22 protein-coding genes are annotated in these 21,727 nt (G+C 71.6%); 14 read left to right on the top strand and 8 right to left on the bottom strand.

The window, feature by feature from the left end; genetic code table 11:
* Positions 1-83 precede the first annotated feature (83 nt).
* The 5 genes from BLQ50_RS14120 to BLQ50_RS14100 all read left to right on the top strand — a co-directional run bounded on the left by BLQ50_RS14120 (position 84) and on the right by BLQ50_RS14100 (position 3,724).
* Complete coding sequence (locus BLQ50_RS14120) at positions 84-488, top strand: hypothetical protein (RefSeq protein ID WP_093184838.1); 405 nt, start codon at positions 84-86, stop codon at positions 486-488.
* A gap of 17 nt (positions 489-505) precedes the next feature.
* On the top strand, positions 506-1,093 hold the full coding sequence (locus BLQ50_RS14115) for a S24/S26 family peptidase (RefSeq protein WP_139185839.1): 588 nt from the start codon (positions 506-508) through the stop codon (positions 1,091-1,093).
* The gene (locus BLQ50_RS14110; RefSeq protein WP_139185838.1) at positions 1,090-1,938 is read left to right on the top strand and encodes a hypothetical protein; all 849 of its coding nucleotides are present in this window, start codon (positions 1,090-1,092) and stop codon (positions 1,936-1,938) included. The genes BLQ50_RS14115 and BLQ50_RS14110 overlap by 4 nt, the downstream gene beginning before the upstream one ends.
* Positions 1,939-2,132: 194 nt before the next feature.
* Positions 2,133-2,504 (top strand): hypothetical protein, encoded by a 372-nt coding sequence (locus BLQ50_RS14105; protein WP_093184829.1) that lies wholly within the window; start codon positions 2,133-2,135, stop codon positions 2,502-2,504.
* Positions 2,505-2,740: 236 nt separating this feature from the next.
* Positions 2,741-3,724, top strand: a complete 984-nt coding sequence (locus BLQ50_RS14100; RefSeq protein ID WP_093184826.1) for a peptidoglycan-binding protein — start codon at positions 2,741-2,743, stop codon at positions 3,722-3,724.
* A 1-nt stretch (position 3,725) separates the two neighbouring features.
* Here BLQ50_RS14100 and BLQ50_RS14095 read toward each other — a convergent pair whose 3' ends face one another.
* Positions 3,726-4,226, bottom strand: coding sequence for a MarR family winged helix-turn-helix transcriptional regulator (locus BLQ50_RS14095; RefSeq protein ID WP_093184823.1), 501 nt, complete (start codon positions 4,224-4,226; stop codon positions 3,726-3,728).
* Between the two features lie 40 nt (positions 4,227-4,266).
* On the opposite strand from BLQ50_RS14095, the gene BLQ50_RS14090 reads away from it, so the two are divergent.
* Complete coding sequence (locus tag BLQ50_RS14090; RefSeq protein WP_093184820.1) at positions 4,267-5,154, top strand: EamA family transporter; 888 nt, start codon at positions 4,267-4,269, stop codon at positions 5,152-5,154.
* Here BLQ50_RS14090 and BLQ50_RS14085 read toward each other — a convergent pair.
* Positions 5,135-6,289, bottom strand: a complete 1,155-nt coding sequence (locus BLQ50_RS14085) for a winged helix DNA-binding domain-containing protein (RefSeq protein ID WP_175559138.1) — start codon at positions 6,287-6,289, stop codon at positions 5,135-5,137. The genes BLQ50_RS14090 and BLQ50_RS14085 overlap by 20 nt on opposite strands.
* Before the next feature lie 202 nt (positions 6,290-6,491).
* Here BLQ50_RS14085 and BLQ50_RS14080 point away from each other — a divergent pair, with 202 nt between their 5' ends.
* Positions 6,492-7,418 (top strand): universal stress protein, encoded by a 927-nt coding sequence (locus tag BLQ50_RS14080; protein WP_093184815.1) that lies wholly within the window; start codon positions 6,492-6,494, stop codon positions 7,416-7,418.
* 176 nt (positions 7,419-7,594) lie between these two features.
* A complete protein-coding gene (locus tag BLQ50_RS14075; RefSeq protein ID WP_093184812.1) occupies positions 7,595-8,158 on the top strand; it encodes a hypothetical protein in 564 nt (187 codons plus the stop codon).
* Between the two features lie 53 nt (positions 8,159-8,211).
* Here the strand turns inward: BLQ50_RS14075 and BLQ50_RS14070 are convergent, their stop codons facing one another.
* Positions 8,212-9,939, bottom strand: coding sequence for an ABC1 kinase family protein (locus BLQ50_RS14070; RefSeq protein ID WP_093184810.1), 1,728 nt, complete (start codon positions 9,937-9,939; stop codon positions 8,212-8,214).
* A gap of 176 nt (positions 9,940-10,115) precedes the next feature.
* Between BLQ50_RS14070 and BLQ50_RS14065 the strand changes: the two genes are divergently transcribed.
* Positions 10,116-10,475, top strand: coding sequence for a hypothetical protein (locus tag BLQ50_RS14065; protein ID WP_093184807.1), 360 nt, complete (start codon positions 10,116-10,118; stop codon positions 10,473-10,475).
* 27 nt (positions 10,476-10,502) lie between these two features.
* Here the strand turns inward: BLQ50_RS14065 and BLQ50_RS14060 are convergent, their stop codons facing one another.
* Entirely contained in the window at positions 10,503-12,086 is a 1,584-nt protein-coding gene (locus BLQ50_RS14060) for an ABC-F family ATP-binding cassette domain-containing protein (RefSeq protein ID WP_093184805.1), read from the bottom strand.
* Positions 12,087-12,223: 137 nt separating this feature from the next.
* On the opposite strand from BLQ50_RS14060, the gene BLQ50_RS14055 reads away from it, so the two are divergent.
* Positions 12,224-12,409 carry a hypothetical protein gene (locus BLQ50_RS14055; protein ID WP_139185837.1) on the top strand — a complete coding sequence of 62 codons (186 nt, stop codon included), beginning with the start codon at positions 12,224-12,226 and terminating at the stop codon, positions 12,407-12,409.
* Positions 12,410-12,450: 41 nt separating this feature from the next.
* Here the strand turns inward: BLQ50_RS14055 and BLQ50_RS14050 are convergent, their stop codons facing one another.
* A complete protein-coding gene (locus BLQ50_RS14050; protein WP_093184800.1) occupies positions 12,451-13,050 on the bottom strand; it encodes a biotin transporter BioY in 600 nt (199 codons plus the stop codon).
* A 143-nt stretch (positions 13,051-13,193) separates the two neighbouring features.
* On the opposite strand from BLQ50_RS14050, the gene BLQ50_RS14045 reads away from it, so the two are divergent.
* Positions 13,194-13,766, top strand: a complete 573-nt coding sequence (locus BLQ50_RS14045; protein WP_093184798.1) for a TetR/AcrR family transcriptional regulator C-terminal domain-containing protein — start codon at positions 13,194-13,196, stop codon at positions 13,764-13,766.
* A 30-nt stretch (positions 13,767-13,796) separates the two neighbouring features.
* Here BLQ50_RS14045 and BLQ50_RS14040 read toward each other — a convergent pair whose 3' ends face one another.
* From BLQ50_RS14040 to BLQ50_RS14030, 3 genes are all read right to left on the bottom strand, one after another.
* The gene (locus tag BLQ50_RS14040) at positions 13,797-14,414 is read right to left on the bottom strand and encodes a YbaK/EbsC family protein (protein WP_093184795.1); all 618 of its coding nucleotides are present in this window, start codon (positions 14,412-14,414) and stop codon (positions 13,797-13,799) included.
* A 9-nt stretch (positions 14,415-14,423) separates the two neighbouring features.
* A complete protein-coding gene (locus tag BLQ50_RS14035) occupies positions 14,424-14,954 on the bottom strand; it encodes a YbhB/YbcL family Raf kinase inhibitor-like protein (RefSeq protein ID WP_093184793.1) in 531 nt (176 codons plus the stop codon).
* A 122-nt stretch (positions 14,955-15,076) separates the two neighbouring features.
* The gene (locus tag BLQ50_RS14030) at positions 15,077-15,433 is read right to left on the bottom strand and encodes a hypothetical protein (RefSeq protein WP_139185836.1); all 357 of its coding nucleotides are present in this window, start codon (positions 15,431-15,433) and stop codon (positions 15,077-15,079) included.
* Positions 15,434-15,680: 247 nt separating this feature from the next.
* Between BLQ50_RS14030 and BLQ50_RS14025 the strand changes: the two genes are divergently transcribed.
* From BLQ50_RS14025 to BLQ50_RS14015, 3 genes are read left to right on the top strand one after another with little or no spacing between them, the layout of a single operon-like run.
* Positions 15,681-16,694, top strand: a complete 1,014-nt coding sequence (locus BLQ50_RS14025; RefSeq protein ID WP_093184788.1) for a hypothetical protein — start codon at positions 15,681-15,683, stop codon at positions 16,692-16,694.
* A gap of 4 nt (positions 16,695-16,698) precedes the next feature.
* Positions 16,699-18,345 (top strand): DNA polymerase Y family protein, encoded by a 1,647-nt coding sequence (locus BLQ50_RS14020; RefSeq protein ID WP_245701232.1) that lies wholly within the window; start codon positions 16,699-16,701, stop codon positions 18,343-18,345.
* Positions 18,338-21,721 carry an error-prone DNA polymerase gene (locus BLQ50_RS14015; RefSeq protein ID WP_093184785.1) on the top strand — a complete coding sequence of 1,128 codons (3,384 nt, stop codon included), beginning with the start codon at positions 18,338-18,340 and terminating at the stop codon, positions 21,719-21,721. Before BLQ50_RS14020 ends, BLQ50_RS14015 begins: the two co-directional genes overlap by 8 nt.
* Positions 21,722-21,727: the final 6 nt, after the last annotated feature.

Raw genomic sequence — 21,727 nt, 5'->3', positions numbered from 1 at the left:
CAGGCGGCACTGCCACGGAGACGGGCGCGACCGTAGTTTGTGTCTGCGTTCACGATGAGCGCCTCAAAACGTGGAGAGACATCATGGCTTCTTCGAAGCGCCGCAAGACCGCAGCACTCGCCCTCGCCTTCGTCGGTGTTGCGGGACTGTCCATCGCCTCCGCCGCCCAGCTCAACCTCGGGACCGGCAGCCTCGGCGCCGGGACCACCGTCGTCGCCGGCTGCCAGCCAGCCGCGACGCCGATCGGGGTCGGCTTCGAGAACGCCTTCTCCGCGGCCGAGTACAAGACCACGAGCGTCGCGCTCAAGGCCGTCGACGCCGCCTGCGTCGGGCTGAAGTACAAGGTGACGCTGACCGACTCGGCCGGCGTCGCGATCGGCACCGAGCTGACCGGGACCATCGCCGCGGCCGGCGTCCTGACGATCCCCGTCACGCCGAGCGCCTCGGCCAGGGCGATCACGGGCGTCGCAGTGGTCATCTACTCCTGACAAACGCACCTCATCCCGTGACAGCCCCCCAGGATCAGCCGACAGCCGGCGCGCCCCGTGCGCGCCGGCTCCGGTCGTCGGTCGCGAGCCTGGTCCTGGTGGGCTTCATGGCTGGGCTGGTGTACTTCTTCTGGCCGACCTCGCTCGGCGGGTGCAGCACGCTGACGATCGTCTCGGGCCACTCGATGGAGCCCACGTACTTCACGGGCGACCTCGTGTGGTCGCGGTGCGGGGAAGCGGCCGTGGGCGACGTCGTCGTCTACACGCCCCCCGGCGTCGACGGCGCCCGGGTGATCCACCGGATCACCGGTGGGGACGGGGTCGACGGCTGGGTGATCCAGGGGGACAACAACACCTTCATCGACCCGTGGACCCCGGACGCCGCGCTCGTAGTCGGCATCGCCCGCGCGCACATCCCGCACCTGGGGAGCGCGGTGTACGCGATCGCAAACCCCTACATCTGGCTGTCGCTGCTGCTCATCGCGGCAGCGATCTATCTGTGGCCGCGTACGCCAGACGCCGTGCCAGACGCCGTGCCAGACGAACTGGTCGGCACAGCCCTCGCGCCCTCTCGGCCTGCCGAGCCGGTACGGGCGCTGCTGTGAGCGCCGCGCACCGGAACGGGCTGGTCTCACGACTCCGGCGGCTGCCGTTGGCCCTCGCTCTGGCCGTGCTGCTCGCCGTGCTCCTCGGCCTCGCGCTGCGCCCGGCCCAGGCGGCCCAGCTCCCGGTCGCCGCCGCCAAGATCACCGCGGTTACGCTCACGGGTCGCTGCACCCCGACCCTCTCGGCAGGAAACGGACCGGTCACCGGTTCGCAGGCGACCACCGTGACCGTGGCGGGACTGGGAACCGGCTGCGGTGGACGCGTCCTCGCCCTGACGCTCTTCGGGACCGGGGGAGCGGCGCTGACCACGGCGAACGTGACGTTGGCCGCGGGGGCCAGCGGATCGGTCACGGTCACAGTGCCCGCCTACACCCCCGCGACGGTGGCCGGGGCAGCCGCGACGATCGGGTCGTGGGGCGTGCCGGTCACCTGGACGAATACGGTGCCGCCGGTGCTCCCGCTGGTCGGTTGCAAGGTCCTCAACGACCCGTCGAAGACCTGCACAGCGACACTGACGAACTTCGAGTCCTGGGGTGGTCCTCCGCCCACGGAATACAACGTGTACTTCACGGTCGCCAGCGATTCTCTGACCAAGAACGCCGAGTGGCAGATCACGATCAACCTTGCCGATCCTTCGCTGCTCCTGCTCGCTACCCGTATGAACAGCAACAACGCCGTCATGCTGGCCCCGGGGTGGGCCTGTTCGTCGATGCCGCTGCTCGTCTTGCGTGGTCAGTCGGGTCCCGGTACGCAGTATGTGGGCGGTGGGTCGACCGTCGTCACGTGGCTCCATGGCACGTCGGTGCCTTCGCAGAGCAACGGGACTCTCTTCGCTTGCCCATGAGGGGCGCCTAGCCTCGGAGCACCCACCTCACCAACACCTCATGACCGCCTCGCCCTGACCGATCAGTCGGTCAGGGCAGCGACGCCCGGAGCTGGGCACGACGCCCGGTACATCAGCACATGAGGTGCGCAGTGACGGGTGGACGGCGCGACCGCGCTCGAAGGGTATCCGGAGGCCTGGCGACGGCTTGCTTCGTGGTGCTGCTCGGGACGGCGGCCAGCGGGATCGCAGCCACGGACCGCGCGGGACTCGGCCGTGGCGGCCCGGACGCCGCGTCGACAGGATGCTCGGTCGCTCAGGTCCACCCGGCGCCCATCCTTGACTACTCCCCAGCCGACAAGGTGTACGTGATCTCGGCCGTCACCTTTGACGCTGTGCCGGATGGGTGCGACGGACGGGCCTATCGCCTGACCTTCACGGCCCGGTCCGGTGCGCCGCTGCTCGAGATGAGTGGAGTCCTGGGCGAGTCCACCCGCAGGGTGTCCATTCCCGAGGCGAGCCAGCCACCTGCGGAGACAGTCACTACCACCACCCTGACTGTGCTGGCCGAGGACTCGGCCTCATGACTGCTGGACGGGTGCCCCGGCTCTGCTGGACGTGAGCCGGCGCGCTGGCGCGAGCCTCAGCGTGACGCGCTGTGCGCCGTCGGGCCGCCCGACGCGATCGCTACCGATGGCCGAAATGTCCAGTGCAGGCGAAACTGGATGTGCGGAGCCTCGATTCATCGAAGTCTGTTGATCGTGTCTTCCGTGCGGACCAGCACGTGATCGTCCGACGTATGCGCAGCCCCTTGGGAGGCACCATGCAGAACAGGCTTGCCGCGACCCTTGTCGCGCTGACCGTGATCGTGGCCTCGGGGACCGCACCCGCGCTCGTCTCTACGCCGGACATCGGTGCGGTCGTCTGGGAAGTGCAACCGTCACTGGTGGAATCGGTGGATTCGGCGCAAGTCCAACAGGCCAAGGACGCGGCGATCGACGACGCCATCGTGGACCGGCAGGCACAGGTGGCTGGCCTCGCCGAGGTCGCGCGTGCCGCTGAAGCGGCCAGCGTGGCGGAGGCAGCCCGCAGCGCTGAGGCGGAGCAGGTGCAGGCGGACCAGGTTGCTGAGGCGGCTCGAGCGGCCGCGGCGCAGGCGGCCGAGACGATCAGCCAGGTCCAGCAGACGCTGCTCAGCCTCGGCTATTCGGGCGTCGGGGCGGTGGACGCGCTCGCCGGCCCCCACACCACCTCCGCCGTCGAGGCGTTCCAGGCCGACGCCGGCTACCCGGTGACAGGTGAGGCCTCCACCGCGACTCTCGCCCAGCTCGTCGAGAAGTCCGACGCCGGGTGGCACCGGCCCGCGCCTGTGGCGAAGACCGTCGTCCCTCGCCGGGCCGCCACGCCGGCTGCGCCTGCTCAAGCGGCACTCGCGCCAGCGGCCGCAGCGGCGGCCCCGGCCTGGACCACCTATGTCGCCAACTCCGGGGGCCAGGCAACGATCGACCTCTGTGCGGGCGGACTGACCGCGTTCCGCGGTGACGACGGCCATGCGTTCTTCTCGGTCCCGTATCTCACCATCCACAACAACTGCGGTGGGGCTCCGATCCTCAAGCTCTCCACGGGAGACACGGTGGTCATCACCGGCGGCGGAGTCGACGGCACCTATCAGGTCGTGGACTCGAGGGACGTCAGCCAGGGGAGCACGACGGATGCGGTCGAGGGGGTCGCCGGCGACATCCTCCTGCAGACCTGCTACTTCAACAGCACGACGATGCGTGTCGTGGGTGCTACCAAGGTCTCCTGACCTACGGCCCGTCGAGCCGAGAGAGCCAGTCGGCGAGGATCTGCTCGAGGCAGGCTCGCTCCGCGGGATCGAGGGCGCCCACCAGTCGGTGCTCGTTGGCCATGTGCTCGGTGAACGCCGCATCGATGAGCTCCTTGCCCGCCGGCGTCAGCGCGACGACCTTGCCGCGGCCGTCCACCTCGCTCGCCCGCCTGGTGACGAGACCGACCTCGTCGAGCCGGTTCACGCGCTTGGTCATCGCGCCCGTGGTCACCATCGTGAACCGGGCGAGCTCGCCCGGTGCCCGTTCGAAGGGTGCTCCGGCCCGGCGCAGAGCGGCAAGCACATCGAACTCGCCCTCGGTCAGCCCATGCCGGGAATAGACCGTGACAAGCTCGTCGGTCAGGCGGGCGGCCAGTCGATGGAGCCGGCCGATGACGCCCTGGGGGGAGACGTCCAGGTCCGGGCGCTCGCGGGCCCACTCGGCCTGGATGTCGGCCACGTGGTCAGATCGTTCGGTCATGGAAGCAACTATATCTTCCTCGGAAGCTATAGTTGCTTCCATGGAAGGTAAATGGAGATGGTTGGCCGTGACGGCGATCGCGCCCATCGCGTGGGGGACCACGTACTACGTCACGAGGCACGCGCTGCCGGCGGGGTACCCGCTCTACGGAGCCGTGCTGCGCGCCCTGCCGGCGGGACTGCTCCTGCTCGCGCTGCGTCGCGAGCTGCCGCGCGGGGAGTGGTGGTGGCGCTCGCTCGTGCTGGGCGCGCTGAACATGGGTGTCTTCTTCGCCCTCGTCTACGTCGCAGGCCAGCTGCTCCCCACGAGCGTCGCGGCGACGATCATGGCGACGTCCTCGGTCGTGATGATGCTCTTCGGCTGGCTGCTGCTCAACGAGCGGCCACGGGCCATGGCGCTGCTCGGCGCGGGGGCCGGGGTGATCGGCGTCGTGCTCATGCTCTCCGGCGGAGGTGGCGAGGTGAACGTACGCGGCGTGCTCGCCTCGGTCGCCGCCATGATCATCTCCTCTGTCGGCTTCGTGCTGACCAGGCGGTGGGGGAGCGGCACCCATGTGCTGTCCACCACGTCGTGGCAGCTCCTGGCGGGAGGGCTGACCGTGCTGCCCTTCGCCGTCCTCGTGGAGGGGGCTCCGCCGCCGGTGTCCCTCTCCGCGCTGGCTGGCTTCGCCTATGTGAGCGTGGTCGCGACGGCGATCGCCTACGTCGCGTGGTTCACCGGCCTCAAGCATCTCCCTGCCGGGTCGGTGGGACTCGTCGGGCTGCTCAACCCGGTGACCGGCGTGCTGCTGGGCACCGTCATCGCGCACGAGGCCCTGGGGCGTGGCCAGGTGGCAGGGCTCGTCCTGGTCCTCGCGGGGATCGTCGTGGGTCAGGTTCGCACCACCGCTCGGACGCTGGGCACCGGGTTCAGCCGCTTCTCGTCCTGACGGGGTCTCCGAGCACGATCTGCGCCTCGAGCCCGTGGAAACGCCCGTAGTCCGCCGCTGCGGACGCAAGAGCCGCCGCCACCCGCGGCGGGAACGGCTTGTCGAAGGGCGAGCATGTCACGATCACGCGATGCGCGGACGCCCGCCGAGACCACAGTCCCACGACCCTGCCGCCGACGACCACCGTCGGCTTGAACACCCCGTTGCCACCCGGCACGGTCAACGGCGCGTGGTGGGGCGCCAGGGGCGCGCTCCGGTCGGAGTAGCCGAGCAGGAACTCGTCGAAGCCGGGGAGCATGAGCACCTGCCGCGGGCTCTCCCCAGCCACCCGGTCCAGCGTGGACCCGAGCGCCCACGACGTCGTCCCGGCGCAGCTGAGCTCTGTGAGCGAGTCGCGCAGGTCGTCCAGCGCCCGACGCGCGGCGGTCACCGGGAGCTTCGACCACCAGGTGAGGTCGGCCAGGGTCGCAGGCCCGCGCCCGGTGAGATACCGCACGACGAGCTCGCGGACCGCCTCGTCACCGCTGAGCGCACGCGGCTGGGGGATCCACTCCTCGGTGAGCACGACGAACTGCTCGGCGCCCCGGAAGGGACCGAGCACGAGCAGGCCCTCGACGGCCAGGTGCCACAACAGGTGCACGCCGCGCTGGCCGTCCGTAGACACGCCAGCCCGGTCGAAGGCCGCGAAGAGCTCGGCGCGCGACGCTTGGCGTCCGCGCTCGAGCACGCCCGCCGCGACCTCCCGGGCGACGTCGAAGGCGGCCGCGTCGAGACCCAGCTGGCGCTCGCGGCCCGCCGCCCCACCGAGGGACCGCGCGCCGGTCAGCGCCAGCACCCAGCCGAGATCCTCGGCCGCCAGGACGTGCAAGGTTCCCCGCAGCGGCCAGCTCCTCACGAGCTCGCCGGAGTCGAAGGCTGTGCGCACCTGGGCGAGGTCCGTCCCCGGTGCGCGCTGGCCGATCGACCACAGCGCCCCCGGCAGGTCCTGACCTTGCAGTGCGAACATCCGGGCGGCGGCCGCGTCCGGCGCTACGGCTCCTGATACTCCGGCGACGGGGCCCTTCGATGGTCGGGTGAGTCCGTGGCTGCGCAGGCGCAACCGCAGCAGCTCCGTCCGGGGGATCGCCAGTGCCATCCGTCCAGTATGGCTGCTGCCAGCGCGGATACGGGGAGCGTGGGCAGCGGCCGCGCGAGGGGCGTGGTCCTCCCGACGGCGCCTCGGCGCGGTTGCGGACGAGCGCGCAGAATGGAAGGTGACGAGGTCTCTCGTGCAGGCTCCGTGCCGCCGGGTGGCGACGGGCCCAGGGGGCCCCGCAGGAACCGGTGAGGTGAGCGCGATGGCTGTGGTCGTCGGGGTGGACGGGTCGGCCGAGAGCGCACGCGCGCTGGCCTGGGCGGCGAGCGAGGCGGCGCTGCGCGGGGTAGCCCTCGACATCCGCTATGTCATGCACCTGCCGGTGACGAGTGCGCCGTTCACGGACGCCGTGACCCACGCCGAGCCGGTGACCGAGCTGCGGGGTTATGCCGACGCCGTGCTCACCGCCGCGCGGGGTGCCGCGCGCGACCGCGAGCCCGGGGTGACCTTGACTGCCACGCTCGACTACGGGCAGCCGGCCGCAGCCTTGATCAGCGCGGGGGTCGGCGCCGATCTCGTGGTGCTTGGCGCGCGAGGCATGGGGGCGCTCGGGGCGATGTTCTTCGGATCGACGAGCACCCGCGTCGCCGCACGGTGCTCGGCGCCGGTGGTCGTCGTGCCCCGCCGACAGGACCGGTCCCAGCCCAGCCACTCCCAGCCCAGCCATGGCCGGGTGGTCGTGGGGGTGGACGGCTCGGCGCACAGCGACGTGGCGGTCCGTTTCGCCGTCGACGAGGCCCGACGCCGCAGGTTGGCTGTCCTCGCGGTCGCCGTGTACGAGGTCCCGCTGATCGACCGGTGGCGGGAGAACTCGATCTTCTACGGTGACGGCGAGAAGGCCGCGCGGGTCTCCGCCGAGGAGCGCCTCGTCGAGACCCTCGCGAGGCTGCGCACCCCGCAGGACCGAGGCGTCGACGTCGAGCAGCGCGTGGTGAGCGGCCGGGCCGCCCGGGTGCTCGTCGAGGCGGGCCGGGAGGCGATGATGACGGTCGTGGGCTCCCGGGGGCGAGGAGAGGTCCGTGGTGTACTGCTCGGTTCGGTGAGCCAGGCGGTCCTGCACCACGCGAGGCATCCGGTCGTCGTCGTGCACTCGCCCAGGGCGACCGGCCTGCTCGACGCCGAGGACTGACCGGTCGTCCTCTCGCAGGCGCGGGTGACGAACGGCTGCAGCGCAAGTCGGCTGCGGCGCAAGTCGGTCAGTATGCAGGGAGATCGTCATGGTCGTGAGTATCGTGAGGTCTGTCCTGCACCGTCGGCGCAATGATCGACGGTGTCGGGTCGGCAGGACGACACAGGGGGAACGGCATGGGGGCAGCTCGACCGGGCACGCGGGGCAGCACGTTGCCCAAGGCGTTCGAGACATATCTGGGCGCGATCGAGCGGGCGCTCGTCGACGCTCCTCCACCGTTGCGCGAGACGGTCCTCGCGGACATGCGCGCGCAGGTGGACAACAACCTCTCGCGGCTCGACCACCCCGTCGGATGGTCGGAGGGCGAGGCGATCCTCGCCCGGCTGGGTACCCCGGTCGAGGTGCTCGCCCGGCACGGCTACGTGCTGACGGTCGCCTCCGGTGGACCTGGCCGGTCGTCCGTCGCGGCTGTGGCGGTCGGGGTGGTCGGACTGGGCCTGCTGCCGGTCCTGCCCCCGCTCGCCGTCGCGGCGGCGCTCGCGGCCTTTGTCCTCGGGCTGCGCGGTGCGTTCCGGCCAGGCCCGGACCACACGCTGTCCGTCGTCGCCCTGGTGCTGGGGTCGGTAGGTCTGCTGTGCTGCGCCTTGGCGGCGTCCTGGCTGCTCCCGGCGCAGGAGGGGCCGACGGTCCCGGAACCGGTCGTCTCGGTCCAGACCGACCGGCCGGACGCCACGGGCTGACGGGCGGCTCAGGGTCGAGGCCCTTGCCATGGTGCTCGGAGGGTCCGCGCGGCTCACCGGGCGCGGGCCACCGACACCGCGTCGCGGACCTTCGCGGACAACGGGCGCCGCCGCCTGCGCTGGACGGCCAGCCGGCGCCAGGTGAGCGCGCCCACCCCGGCCGCGAGCAGGCCGGGGACGGACACGCCGGCGACCGTCGGCCCCGTCGACCGGGACACCAGCTGCGCCGAGGCAAGGATCGAGGCAGCGGCGATCCCGGCGTCGACCAGGCGGTCGGCGACGTGGTCGACGTCGTGGACGTTGAGGTCGATCGACACCTTGCCCTCGCGGACACCGTCCAGGAGCGCGGTCAGGTCGTCGGGCAGGCCGTCCAGGAAGGCGCTCCAGCGGTGCGCCGAGCGCAGGGCGCGCCGCGCGAGGCGCCGCGGTGAGAGGCGCTCCTGCACGCTCTGGGTCAGGTACGGGGCGAGCAGCTCTTCGATGTTGAGGGTGATGCCGAGCTCGGCGCCCATGCCCTGCAGCTGGGTGAGCACCCGGAACAGCAGGGCGAGGTCGGCCGGCAGGGACAGGTGGTGGTCGTGCATGAGCGACATGGCGGTCGAGACGATCTCCGACAGGTCGAGGGAGCCGACCGCGGCGAGCAGGTACTGGTCCGCCCAGGCGCTCACGGCCGAGCGCAGCTCCTTGAGATCGGTTCCCGGGGTCGGGTTGGTCATCTCGACGACCGCGTCGACGAGGGTGTCGAGGTCGTGCCCGCCGATCGCCACCACCAGCTCTTCGAGCTGGTCGCGCCGGGTGGGGGAGAGTCGCCCGACGTCGCCGAAGTCGAGGATGGCGAGCCGCCCCTGACCCGGCAGCAGGAAGTTCCCCGGGTGCGGGTCGGCGTGAAAGATCCCGTACCGGAAGATCATGTCGAGGTACAGCTCGGTGGCCCGGCGTACGAGGGCGTCGACGTCCCACCCGGCCGCCTCCACGCTCGCCCGGTCGCTCATGTGCAGGCCGTCGATCCGGGTCATCGTGAGGATCTGCGCCCCGCTCAGGGAGTCGATCGGCGCCGGGAGGACGAGGTCGGGCTCGGCGGCGAACAGCCGGCCGAAGAGCCGGAGGTTCTGCGCCTCGCCCCGCAGGTCGAGGGCGCGGGTGAGCATCGTGTCGAACTCCGCGATCAGCTGTGTCGGCCGGTAGCGGGCCAGGCCCGGGTCGTCTTGCTCACCCTGGCGGGCGAGGGCGTGCATGATCTCGAGGTCCTCCCGGGACCGCTCGACGGCGCCCTCGTGGACCACCTTGACCATGACCGCCGTGCCGTCGGTGAGCACCGCCTCGTGCACCTGCGCGACTGAGCCGGAGGCGAAGGCCACCGTCGAGTAGGACGCGAACCTGTCACCGACGGGGCCGCCGAGGGCCTCCTCGACCCGGGCGAGGCTGACGTCGGGATCGTCCGGGGGGACACCCGACTGCAGGGTGGCGAGGGCGGCGGCGATCGTGGGTCCGACGATGTCGGGGCGGACACTGAGCATCTGGCCGAGCTTCACCCATGTGGTGCCGAGCTCGCTGAGCGCCGCGCAGATCCGCTCACCCGGGGTCATCTGCGCCACGTCCAGGTCGACCTTGGCCGTCAGCCAGTCGGCGAGGAATGCCATGGGCGTCCGCGGGCGGTCGGCGATCATCGCGTCGAAGGCACCCTCGTCGAGGATCCCCGCGAGCCCGTACCGAGCCAGCACCCGCAGGATCTCGGCCAGCCGGCTGCGGTGGGACAGGAGCACGACGGCGGTCTCGGTCATGCGACGACGGTCTGGGTCATGAGGTTCCGTCCGGGTGGGCGCGAGGAGGATCCTTCGAGCCTAGGGCGCGGCCCCCGGGCCGCAACCGGTGCGTGCGCGCGGCGTCGGGCAGGCATTGAGCAAGGGATGATGGTGGCCAGCAGCATCCGTATCCGCACGAGAGAACAAGGCACATCGTGAGCGAGAGAAGTGAAGAAGAACTGGTCGTCTGGCTCAAGGAGCAGATCGACGCATTCGACGCCGGGACCATCGACGCGGACCTGGTCGCCCACCTGGACGAGGAGATCCCGGGCTGGAACGACCTCGGTGCCCGGGCCCGTGTGACGCCCGTCCCCGAGGACGAGGCTGACCGCGGCGCCTGGATCGCGCTGCACATCGACGCCTACGACGCCGGGGAGCTCACCTCAGAGCAGTCCGCGCGCATCGACGAGCTCGTCCCGGACTGGAACGGCGACGCCTCGCGCGCGGCCCTCGGCAAGGCGCCCGCCGCAGCGGCCGACGCCGAGCCGGAGTCCCAGCCCGACGTCGCCGAGTAGAACTCGCGGCCGCGCGGCGCTACCCGCTCAGGCGGGGAGCACCGCCAGCTCGGCGTCCGCGCTGAAGACGAGACGGTGGTTGCCGACCTTGTCGCTGAAGAACCGGTCGTGGCTGACAACCACGACGGCCCCGGGGAAGTGCGCCAGCGCGCGCTCCATGACCTGGGTGCTGGACAGGTCGAGGTGGTTCGTCGGCTCGTCCAGGACCAGTACGGATGCACCCGAGAGCAGGCACTGGGCCATCGCCACACGGGCCCGCTGGCCACCGGAGAGGTTCCCGATCTTCTGCTTGAGGTCGGCCTCGGAGAACTGGAACATGGCCAGGAACCGGTTGACCGACTTGCGGGTCGCGGTGAGGGCGAGGGAGTCGGGCAGCGCGTTGACCGCGTGGCTGACCGTGTCGGCGGGGTCGAGCGCGTCGAGCATCTGGTTGTAGGAGACGACCGTGGTGCCCTTGGTCCACGCTGCCTCACCGGAGTCGGCGCTCTCCTCGCCGGTCAGCACGCGGAGCAGGGTGCTCTTGCCGCTGCCGTTGGAACCGGTCACCACGATCCGGTGGCCACGACGGATCTCGAAGCTCAGGTCGGAGAAGAGCCGCTTGTCCCCGTAGGACTTGGCGAGCCCCTCGACCCGGCACAGCACGTCCTTGACGTGCAGGCCGCCGTAGATCTCGGTGATGATCTGGTCCACGGGACGCGGCGCACGGGACTTCTTGACCTTGGCGAGGGCGCTGCCGAGCTTGCGGCTCGCGGCCTTGGCCGCCTCGCGGCGGTCGGAGATCCCCTCGGCCTCGAAGGCCAGCAGCTCAGACTCGTGGACAAACTGCTGCTCGAGGGTCTTGAGCCGGAACTGCTTGGCGACCACGTACTCCCCGAAGTTCCCGGGGTACTCGTGCAGGTGGAAGTTCTCCACCTCGACGATGCGGGTCACGACGGTGTCCAGGAACGCGCGGTCGTGGGAGACGATGATCGCCGCGCCACGGAAGTCCCGGAACCAGGCCTCGAGCCACTCGACCCCGGCCACGTCCAGGAAGTTGGTCGGCTCGTCCAGCAGCAGCACGTCGGGACCCTCGAGCAGGATCTTCGCGAGGGCCGCGCGGTTGCGCCAGCCGCCGGAGAGCTCGTCGATCGCGCAGATGCGGTGCGCGTCGTCGAATCCGAGGGTGGACAGCGTGGTGTCGATGCGGCGCGGGTAGTCCCAGCCGTCGAGGCGGTCCATCTCCTCGAAGAGCTCGCCCTGGCGGGAGATCAGCCGGTCGAGGTCGGCTGCGTCGCACGCCTCGTCGGCGAGGCTCGCCTCGATCGAGGCGAGCTCGGCCTCGACGGCCTGGATGTCAGCGAACAGTTCGGTGAGGACCTGCGTGATGGTGGCCGTGCCGTCGAGCTCGGAGAACTGGGAGAAGTACCCGATCTTGATGCCCAGCTCGAGGGCGACGGTCCCGGTGTCCGGCTCGACCTGGCCGAGGGCGAGCTTGAGCAGGGTCGACTTTCCGGAGCCGTTGCGCCCGATCAGGCCCACCCGGTCGCCGGCGTCGAGGCGGAAGAACGACTCGCGCAGGACCTGCGCGTCGTCGAAGCGGACACTGACGTCGTTCAGCCGGATCAGGCTCATGCGCTGCTCTTGTCTCTGGGGGGCCGTCACGAGGCACGCCCGGCGGAGCCGAGTCTACAAAGGGAACGCCGGGAGTACGGTGCTGGTACCTGCTCTTCCCCCAGAAGGAGACGATGGTCACGATGGTCACGCATTCGATGAGTCCCGAGGACAGCAGCACAGTGCCCGACGACGCGGTGCCCGACGACGCGCGGGAACGCTTCCGCGAGCTCCCCGAGCCGGTGCGGGTCGAGGACACGATCGCCACCCACCCGGCTGCTCCGGTACCTGACCCGACCCTCGGCGACCCGGACACCGACTGGCTGCTGCGCAATGCTGGTTGAGCTGCAGGCTGGTTGAGCTGCTGGCTGGTTGAACCGCTTGCTCAGCTCTTGCGCCCGACGACCTTCCAGGCGGTGGGCAGCACGGCGCCCAGGGCGAGGGCCTTGACGGCGTCGCCGATCAGGAAGGGCGTGACGCCGAGCGCGAGCGCAGTGGTGAGGTTGACGTCGAGGTAGGTCATGAGCCAGATGACTCCCGGCACGTAGATGGTCGCCGAGGCCGCCGCGACGAGGGCAACCGTCCCCCACGGCGTCCGGTCACTGCCGCGGCGGGCTAGGTGGCCGGCGACGACCGCGGCCGGGAGGTAGGCGAGCACGTAGCCGAAGGAGGCGAAGGCCCACCCGCTCGCGCCGTCGGCGTAGAACGGGGCTCCGAGGACGCCGGCCAGGACGTACAGCGCCATAGACAGCGCGCCGCGGCGCGAGCCGAGCGCGGCGCCGGTGAGCAGGACTGCGAAGGACGAGAGCGTGATCGGCACCGGGGTGAACGGCAGCGTCACCGAGAGCTGGGCGAAGGCGGCCACGAACAGGGTCCCGGCACCGACCAGCAGCGCGTCGGTCAGGGTGCGCGAGGCCGTGATCGTGGGCACGAGGTCGGCCAGGACCGGCCGGGTAGCGGCGGGGGAGAGGGCTGCAGACGACACGAGGGCTCCTGGGGGCGGTGGTGGGATGTGGAAATCAACTTGAACGGTGTTCAATTACTTGAACGGCGTTCAAGATATCCCTGAGATGGGATAGCGTCAACTCCCTGCCCGCCCCGACCGCTCGACGACAAGGACCTCCTCGCATGGCGCTCAGCCGCACCGACGTGCTGCACGGGGCTCTCGCGATCCTCGACGAGTACGGTCTCGGCGACCTCACCATGCGGCGCCTTGCGACGTCGTTGGGGATCCAGCCCGGCGCCCTCTACTGGCACTTCGCCAGCAAGCAGGCTCTGCTGGGTGCGATCGCCGACGAGATCCTGCTGGCTGTCGACGGACCCGCGCCGGTTGGGGACTGGGATATCCGGATCACCGAGCTGGCCCACCGGCTGCGCGCCGCGCTGCTCGCGCACCGCGACGGAGCCGAGGTCGTCGCGGCCGCCTACGCCTTGCGGACCGGTCGCGGGAACACCGTTCCGCTCATCACCGGGGTGCTCGTCGATGCGGGTTTCACGCCCGAGGAGGCCGAGCTGGCCGCCCTCACCGTGCTGCACTATGTCTTCGGGCATACCGCGGACGAGCAGTCGCACGCCCAGTCGGTCGCCCTCGGGGTGACGAGCACCGACGCCTCCGCCACCCAGGAGCTCTCCGGCGAGACGGCGCGGTTCGGCTTCGGCCTGAGCGTCTTCGTGGACGGGCTGCGCACCCGGTTGGTGTGATGCACCAACCAACAGAGGCGAACGCCCTGGTCAGCCGATGGCGAGGTGCTCGACGACGCGCACGCCCGGCAGCGCGGCCAGGAGATGGCCGGGCAGGGCGATCTTCGAGCGACGCACTCCCGAGCCGATGACGATCCACCCGGCCCGCGCGCCGGCGTCGAGCAGCACGGGCCAGTCGCCGGGGAGACCGATGGGCGTGATGCCGCCGTACTCCATGCCGGACTCGGCGACGGCCCGGTCCACCGGCGCGAAGGACGCCTTGCGGACGTCGAGCAGCGCCTTGATGGCGCCGTTGACGTCGGCGCGGGTGGAGGCGCGGACCGTGGCCGCCGCCCGGCGCTCCACGCCCTCCCGCTTGCCCGTCACGAGCACGCAGTTGACCGACTGGGCCATCGGGATCTGGTAGGCCTCGCTCATCGCCGCGGTGTCGGACAAGGCCGGGTCAACCTCGGCCACGAAGACTCCGGCGGCGACCTCCGGGTCGGTCGCCGCCCACGCCGCGAGGGCGGCGTGGGTGACGTCGGCGAGCAGATCGGGGCGGCTCAGGGCGGGCACCCAGGTCGCGGTCCCGATCACGGGGGTCGAGCCGGGCTCGAAGGGGCCCTCCGTCGGGGTGGAAGCGATTTCAGCAATGTGGGAGTCGGCCATGGCGGCAGGTTAGCCCAGCTGGAACGTTGCCGTCAGGGTTGCCCGCGCGATCGTGTGGAACACGGCCTTGAAGGCGACGAGCGTCGCGCCGTCGTCGGGGTCGGCATCGAAGGTGTCGACGTCGAGGGCGTGCACGGCAAAGACGTAGCGGTGCGCGCGGTCACCGCGGGGCGGGGCCGAGCCGGAGTAGTCGTACTCGCCGCCGTCGTTGCGGACGTGGAAGGCCGCACCGGGCAGCATGAGGTCGCTCGCGCCGTCGCCGCGGTTGAGCTCGGTGACCTCGAGCGGTAGGTCGACGATCGTCCAGTGCCACCAGCCGGCCGGGGTGGGCGCGTCGGGGTCGAACATGTTCACGAGGAAGGACTGGGTCTCCTTGGGGAAACCCGACCACGACAGGTGCGGAGAGGCGTTGTCGCCCCCGGCGGTGAACGCCGGGTCGAGTGCTGCGCCCTCGGTCATGTCGTCGCTGGTCAGCGTGAAGGACGGAACCGGGGGCAGGAACGAGTAGGGGGCGGGCGGCACGGGCCGGGTGAGATCCATGGGCCCATCATCGCCTGCCCGGCGGGGCGCGTGCACGTCAGTCTCGTGGCGCCGGGGAGCGGCGGGCGTCTCGGCCGTTCTGCCTCCTGCAGGCTCGCTCCTGCCCCTCCGGTGCGGCACCGTCAGCGGGGCCGCCCGATGGTGACGTTTCCGCTGTCGAGCACGTCTTGCAAGCACGTGGCGACACGGTGTGCGTCGTCTTCTGTCGCGCCGGGGACCAGGGAGATGCCCAGGCGAGAGGACGGCAGGTCGGCGGTCGAGAATGCACGTTCCACGCTCGGATCGTTGCTGCAGGTGTCTTCCGAGCCGAATCGCGGATCGGCCACGGCGACGGTCCAGGTGTCGGAGCTGCCGTCGACGACCGAGATGCTGACCGAGGAGCAGCCTGCGATGGCGCACGCGGCCACGACCAGGCCGACGCCGAGTGCTGGCTTCGTGCGATGCGCGGTGGGTGGGCGCTGCTGCGATGGGTTTCTCATGGGGCTCCGATGTGACACGTAGAGATCGTCGAGCGAGAGATGGAATCGGCGATGATCGCCTTATTTGGTCATTGTTGCGCACCGGCCTGTCGTGCCGGGCTGTCTGGCCCCTCGGGGGGCGCGTGCGGGCGCTCTGAGCGTCGACGGGAGTCGTCCGTCGGCGGGGTGGCGTATCGTTGTTCGAACAGATGTTCTATCTGGCATCTGGTGAACGACGGCTGACATCGATCAACATCGAGGGGTGGGTATGGGCGCGACCCGCGACGTAGACGAACCGGTCCTCGGGATCCTCGACAGGGTCGCCCGCGCCAAGGAGGCGTTGCGCCTGGCCGAGGAGCGCACGGGCGCCCGCACCCTGCGCATCGTCGCTGATCACGTCACCGAAATACCTGGTTCTGGACTGCCCGACGGCGGAGCGCACGCCGCCGCGCAGACCTCGCCGCCCGCGCTCCGGGCCGCCGCGCCCAGCCACGAGACGCCGCACCAGCGCGAGCATCTTGTCGGAGCCACTCGGTGGTCCACTGCCGAGCGGTCCACCGCCGAGCGGCTCACCGCTGCTGTCCCGTCCACCAGCACCGATCGGCTGGTCAGCACCGAGCGACCACCGTTGCCGATCCCGCCGCAGCTGTGCGAGATGATCCCCGAAGGGCTGCGCCGGGGGAGCATCACGGTGGTCTCCGGCTCGACGTCCCTGCTCCTGTCGCTGATCGCCGAGGCATCGCAGGCCGGTTCCTGGGGAGCCCTCGTGGGGGCACCCGGCATCAACCTGCTGGCCGCCGCGCAGGCGGGGGTTGACCTTTCGCGACTCGTCCTGGTCCCCGGCCCGGGCATCGAGTCGGCCACGACGGTGGCCGCACTGCTGGACGGCATGGACATCGTGGTCGTCGGCCCCGAGGCCGTGCTGGTCGACTCCGATCGCCGCCGGTTGGCCGCGCGCGCCCGCGAACGCGCGAGCGTCATCCTGGCCATGCGCCCATGGCAAGGGGCGGGCATGACGCTGACTGCCGAGCGCAGCCAGTGGTCGGGCCTGGGTGTGGGGCACGGACGGTTGCGCAGCCGTCTCCTCACGGTCACCCGGTCCGGTCGGTCCGGCGCGGGGATCCCGCTCAGCCGGGATCTCTGGCTGCCCCTGGAGACGAGCGGCACCGCCCTGCCCACCCAGGCGACCATGCCCACCCGGGTCACCGCGCCCGTCCCGGTCACAGCGGCGGGCCCGGCTGTCTCGTCAGCTCCATCCGCCCCGCTCGCGCAGGTCGGGTGACGGCATGAGCAAACCCGCCGCAACCATGCGCGACCACCCGGGGCTCGACCGCCCGGGCGCGATGGCGCACCGCACCGCCGTCGTCTGGGTCCCGGACTGGCCCGTCCTGGCCGCGATGCGCACGGGGGAGATCCCCGCGGACCTGCCCGCCGCGGTCCATGACGGCCGCCGGGTCCTGGTCGCATCGGCCCTGGCCCGGGCCGCAGGAGTCCGACGCGGCATGCGGCTGCGCACAGCCCAGGAGTGCTGCCCTGGCCTGGAGCTGCTGGCCGAGGACGAGGGGCGCGACACCCGGGAGTTCGAGCCGGTCGCCGTGGCCGTCGAGACGCTCGTGGCCGGCCTGGAGGTGGCCCGCCCGGGCCTCATGGTGCTGCCCGCCCTCGGGGCGAGCCGGTACCACGGCTCCGAGGAGTTGCTCGCCCAACGGATCGTCGAGCAGGTCGCCGCGCGCACCGGCTACGAGTGCCAGGTCGGCGCGGCCGACGGCATCCTCGCGGCGCTGCTGGCCGCCAGGACGTCGTTGCTCCTGCCGCCCGGAGCCACGCGCGACTACCTGACCGGTCAGCCCCTGGACGCGTTGCTGCACGCCGCGATGACCCCACGCGCGGTGACCGAGCTGCGTGACCTGATCAGCCTGTGGATCCGGCTGGGGCTACGGACACTGGGAGACCTGACCGCCCTCGCCGAGGCCGACGTGCACACGCGTTTCGGCGAACGCGGCCGCTGGGCCCACCGTATGGCCCGCGGAAGCGACCTGCGCCCGCCTGCCCGTCGCCGCATCGAGCCCGACATCGCGGTCGAGTCCGTCCTGGACCCGCCCGCCGAACGCGTCGACATCGCCGCCTTCGCCGCCCGCGGGCTCGCCGAGGAGCTCCACGCGCTCATCCTCGCCCAGTCGGTGACCTGCGCCCGGCTGCGCATCACGGCGCGCACCGAGTCCGGGACCGACCTGGTCCGGACCTGGCGCACCGATGACGGCGCCCTCGGCGGGCTCTCCGCGGCGCGCATCACCGACCGGGTGCGTTGGCAGCTCGAGGGCTGGCTCTCGGGCGCCCGGGCTGACGCCGGTGACCGTGACCTGGAGCCCTCCGCGCTGGTCAGGCTGGGTATCACGGCCGAGGGAGTGAGCCCGGCCGGCATGCAGCAGGGACGGTTGTGGGGGGCCGCCAGCGGGGACGAGCTGCGCGCCCGCCGGGCTACCGAGCGCGTGCAGGGTCTCCTCGGTGGGGGTGGCGTCCTCAGCGCGACCGTCCAGGGTGGGCGGGGCCTGCGCGACCAGGTGCACCTGGTCGCCTGGGGCGACGACGACGCCCCGACGCGGCCCGCCGACCAGCCCTGGCCGGGGCGGCTCCCCGCCCCCGCGCCCGCCACGATCCTTGCGACGGCGGCCGACGTCGAGGTCGTCGACGCCCAGGGCCACCCCGTCGTGGTGAACCTGCGCCTGGCGATGAGCGGGGCACCCGCGGTCGTCGTCACCGCCGAGGCGACCCGACCGATCATCGGCTGGGCCGGCCCCTGGCCGGTCTCCGAACGCTGGTGGACCACCGAACCCCAGCGCCGGGTCTACCTGCAGGCCGTGCTCGACGACGAGAGCGCGGTGCTGCTGGCCTGCACCGCTGGCCGGTGGACCTGGGAGGCGCTCTATGACTGAGGCCCCCGCCTATGCCGAGCTGCACGCGCACTCGGCCTTCAGCTTCCTCGACGGCGCGAGCCAGCCCGAGGAGATGGTTGCCGAGGCGGTCCGGCTCGGCCTGTCCGCGCTGGCGATCACCGACCACGACGGGCTCTACGGCGTCGTGCGCTTCGCCGAGGCCGCCCGCGATGCCGGGCTGGCCACGATCTTCGGCGCCGAGCTCCACCTCCCCACGAGCGACGGGGTGCTCGACCCTCCGACCGGGACCCCCGACCCGCAGTCCGCCCACCTGGTGGTGCTCGCCCGCGGACCGCAGGGCTACCGCAACCTGTCCGCCGCGATCGCCGACGCCCACCTGGAGACCGGACAGAAGGGCGCCGCGAGCTACACCCTCGACCGGCTCGGGGAGCAGTCCGCCGGGCAGTGGCTGGTCCTGACCGGGTGCCGCAAGGGGGCGGTCCGGCGCGCCCTGGGCGGACAACGACGGGGCCCGGCTGGGCAGCAGTGGGATCTTGCCGGCGCGCGCCACGAGCTCGACCGGCTCGTGGCCACCTTCGGCCACGACAACGTCGCGGTCGAGATCACCGACTCCGGTGACCCCTACGACTCCGAGCGCAACGACCACCTCGCCGACCTCGCCCGCGCCGCGAACCTCCCGCTCGTGGCGACCACCGCGGCCCACTACGCCCGGCCCCAGGACGGCGACCTGGCCGCCGCGCTCGCGGCGATCCGGGCCCGGTCGTCCCTCGACGAGATCGCCGGGTGGCTGCCGGCCGCGCCCGCTGCCCACCTGCGCTCGGGCGCGGAGATGGTCCTGCGCCATTCCCTTCACCGCGAGGCGGTCGCGACCGCGGCCGCACTCGGAGAGGAGTGCGTCTTCGACCTCGCGCTCGTGGCCCCCAACCTGCCGCCCTACAAGGTCCCAGCCGGGCACACCGAGGCGACGTGGTTGCGCGAGCTGGTCCGCGAGGGCGCCTACCAGCGGTACGGCCCGCGCGACCGGGAGACCGAGGCGGGGGCCTACGCACAGATCGATCGGGAGCTGCGGATCATCGAGGACCTCGACTTCCCCGGGTACTTCCTCATCGTCTACGACCTCGTGGAGTTCTGTCGGGTCAACGGCATCCTGGCGCAGGGGCGTGGATCCGCGGCGAACTCCGCCGTCTGCTACGCGCTGGGGATCACGGCCGTGGACGCCGTCAAGCACAACCTGCTCTTCGAACGCTTCCTCGCCCCCGAGCGCGACGGCCCCCCGGACATCGACGTCGACATCGAGTCCGGGCGCCGCGAAGAGGTCATCCAGCACGTCTACGAGACCTTCGGCCGCCGTCACGCGGCCCAGGTCGCCAACGTCATCTCCTACCGGCCGCGCTCCGCGATCCGCGACGCCGCGCGGGCGCTCGGCTACGACGTCGGGCAGCAGGACGCCTGGAGCAAGCACATCGAGCGGTGGGGGTCGCTGCGCCCCCAGCCGGCGACCGACGCGGCCCCCGTGGACCCGGTGCCCGAGCGGGTCGTCGATCCGCTGGCCAGCACCGCCGACGACGAGCGCGCCGACAGTGCCAACAGTGCGACCACGTCGCGCACCGCGCGCCAGGACCGGTCGCAAGCCCGGGAGGGCATGTGGCACAAGGGCCCTGTCGTCGAGCAGGACGATACCCAGGACATCCCCGCGCCCGTGATCGACCTGGCAGAGCGGCTGCTGCACCTGCCGCGGCACCTGGGCATCCACTCCGGCGGCATGGTCCTGTGCGACCGCCCCGTCGTGGAGGTGTGCCCGGTGGAGTGGGCGAGGATGCCCGGTCGCACGGTTCTGCAGTGGGACAAGGAGGACTGCGCCGACGCCGGCCTGGTGAAGTTCGACCTGCTGGGGCTGGGCATGCTCACGGCGCTGCGGATCGCCTTCGAGCAGGTCCGCGAGCACGAGGGGATCGAGCTCACCCTGCACGGGCTGCCGCAGGAGGACCCGGCGGTCTACGACCTGTTGTGCGCGGCGGACACCATCGGGGTGTTCCAGGTCGAGTCGCGCGCGCAGATCTCCACCCTGCCGCGGCTGCGACCCGAGAAGTTCTACGACATCGTCATCGAGGTCGCGCTCATCCGCCCCGGCCCGATCCAGGGCAACTCCGTGCACCCCTACATCGAACGCAAGCGTGGTCGGCAGGACGTCACCTACCTCCACCCGTCGTTGGAGAAGTCGCTGGCCAGGACCCTGGGGGTGCCGCTCTTCCAGGAACAGCTCATGCAGATGGCGATCGACGTCGCCGACTTCACCCCGGCTGAGGCCGACCAGCTCCGCCGAGCCATGGGGTCCAAGCGGTCCGTCGAACGGATGGAGGCGATGCACGAGCGCCTGCTCGACGGCATGGCGGCGAAGGGGATCGACCGGGACACGGGGGAGGAGATCTTCGGCAAGCTCAAGGGCTTCGCCGACTTCGGCTTCCCGGAGTCCCACGCCTACTCCTTCGCATACCTCGTCTACGCGAGCGCCTGGCTCAAGGTCCGTCACCCCGCGGCGTTCTACGCCGGGCTGCTCGCCGCGCAGCCGATGGGCTTCTACTCACCACAGTCCCTCGTCGCCGATGCCCGACGCCGTGGGGTCACCGTGCTGCGCCCGGACATCAACGCCTCGGGCGCCCAGGCGCTCGTGGAGCGGGTCCCGGACGGGCTCGGGGGGAGCGGGCTCGGGGTGCTCGGGGTGCGATTGGGGTTGGCCTCCGTGCGCAGCGTGGCCGACGACGTCGCGCAGAGGCTCGTGGCGGAGCGCGCGGCGGGCGGGCCCTTCGCCGACCTGCGTGACCTGGCGCGGCGGGGGTCGCTGACCACCGTGCACCTGGAGTCGTTGGCGACCGCGGGGGCGGTCGACTCGCTCGGCGTCGGCCGGCGCGAGGCGCTGTGGGCGGCGGGCGCGCTCGCGCAGGAACGGCCCGACACCCTGCCAGGCGTCTCGGTGGGGGTCAGCGCACCGATGCTGCCGGGGATGAGCGAGCTGGAGATCGCGGTCGCCGACGTCTGGTCGACCGGGGTGACGGTCGGGTCCTACCCCACGGAGCACGTGCGCCCTGGGCTGACCGCGGCCGGTGTGCTGACGGTCCAGGAGTGCTTCACGCACGAGGCGGAACGCCGGGTGTCCGTGGCCGGTGTGGTCACTCACCGCCAGCGGCCGGGCACCGCGCGGGGTGTGACGTTCATCTCTCTCGAGGACGAGACCGGGCAGCTCAACGTCGTCTGCTCGCCCGGCCTGTGGCAGCGCTTCCGGCGGGTTGCCCGCACGTCTGCTGCCCTCGTGGTGCGCGGGCGGATCGAACGCGCCGATAACGCCACGAATCTTGTCGCCGAGCACATGTCCGCACTATCACTGCAGGTCGCGACATCTTCACGAGATTTCCGCTGAAGGTCG

This window comes from Sanguibacter gelidistatuariae (assembly GCF_900096585.1).
Lineage (GTDB): Bacteria > Actinomycetota > Actinomycetes > Actinomycetales > Cellulomonadaceae > Sanguibacter > Sanguibacter gelidistatuariae.
The sequence above is the reverse complement of the archived record's forward strand: the minus strand, read 5'-3'. Positions and strand labels throughout refer to the sequence as shown.

What these genes read in the sequence shown, in the direction of transcription:
- BLQ50_RS14100 (WP_093184826.1), top strand. Translation starts at nt 2,741, where the DNA reads ATGCAGAACAGGCTTGCCGCGACCCTTGTCGCGCTGACCGTGATCGTG.
- BLQ50_RS14030 (WP_139185836.1), bottom strand. Translation starts at nt 15,433, where the DNA reads ATGAGAAACCCATCGCAGCAGCGCCCACCCACCGCGCATCGCACGAAG.
- BLQ50_RS14040 (WP_093184795.1), bottom strand. Translation starts at nt 14,414, where the DNA reads ATGGCCGACTCCCACATTGCTGAAATCGCTTCCACCCCGACGGAGGGC.
- BLQ50_RS14015 (WP_093184785.1), top strand. Translation starts at nt 18,338, where the DNA reads ATGACTGAGGCCCCCGCCTATGCCGAGCTGCACGCGCACTCGGCCTTC.
- BLQ50_RS14080 (WP_093184815.1), top strand. Translation starts at nt 6,492, where the DNA reads ATGGCTGTGGTCGTCGGGGTGGACGGGTCGGCCGAGAGCGCACGCGCG.
- BLQ50_RS14095 (WP_093184823.1), bottom strand. Translation starts at nt 4,226, where the DNA reads ATGACCGAACGATCTGACCACGTGGCCGACATCCAGGCCGAGTGGGCC.
- BLQ50_RS14070 (WP_093184810.1), bottom strand. Translation starts at nt 9,939, where the DNA reads ATGACCGAGACCGCCGTCGTGCTCCTGTCCCACCGCAGCCGGCTGGCC.
- BLQ50_RS14075 (WP_093184812.1), top strand. Translation starts at nt 7,595, where the DNA reads ATGGGGGCAGCTCGACCGGGCACGCGGGGCAGCACGTTGCCCAAGGCG.
- BLQ50_RS14085 (WP_175559138.1), bottom strand. Translation starts at nt 6,289, where the DNA reads ATGGCACTGGCGATCCCCCGGACGGAGCTGCTGCGGTTGCGCCTGCGC.
- BLQ50_RS14090 (WP_093184820.1), top strand. Translation starts at nt 4,267, where the DNA reads ATGGAAGGTAAATGGAGATGGTTGGCCGTGACGGCGATCGCGCCCATC.
- BLQ50_RS14060 (WP_093184805.1), bottom strand. Translation starts at nt 12,086, where the DNA reads ATGAGCCTGATCCGGCTGAACGACGTCAGTGTCCGCTTCGACGACGCG.
- BLQ50_RS14035 (WP_093184793.1), bottom strand. Translation starts at nt 14,954, where the DNA reads ATGGATCTCACCCGGCCCGTGCCGCCCGCCCCCTACTCGTTCCTGCCC.
- BLQ50_RS14045 (WP_093184798.1), top strand. Translation starts at nt 13,194, where the DNA reads ATGGCGCTCAGCCGCACCGACGTGCTGCACGGGGCTCTCGCGATCCTC.
- BLQ50_RS14025 (WP_093184788.1), top strand. Translation starts at nt 15,681, where the DNA reads ATGGGCGCGACCCGCGACGTAGACGAACCGGTCCTCGGGATCCTCGAC.
- BLQ50_RS14020 (WP_245701232.1), top strand. Translation starts at nt 16,699, where the DNA reads ATGAGCAAACCCGCCGCAACCATGCGCGACCACCCGGGGCTCGACCGC.
- BLQ50_RS14120 (WP_093184838.1), top strand. Translation starts at nt 84, where the DNA reads ATGGCTTCTTCGAAGCGCCGCAAGACCGCAGCACTCGCCCTCGCCTTC.
- BLQ50_RS14055 (WP_139185837.1), top strand. Translation starts at nt 12,224, where the DNA reads ATGAGTCCCGAGGACAGCAGCACAGTGCCCGACGACGCGGTGCCCGAC.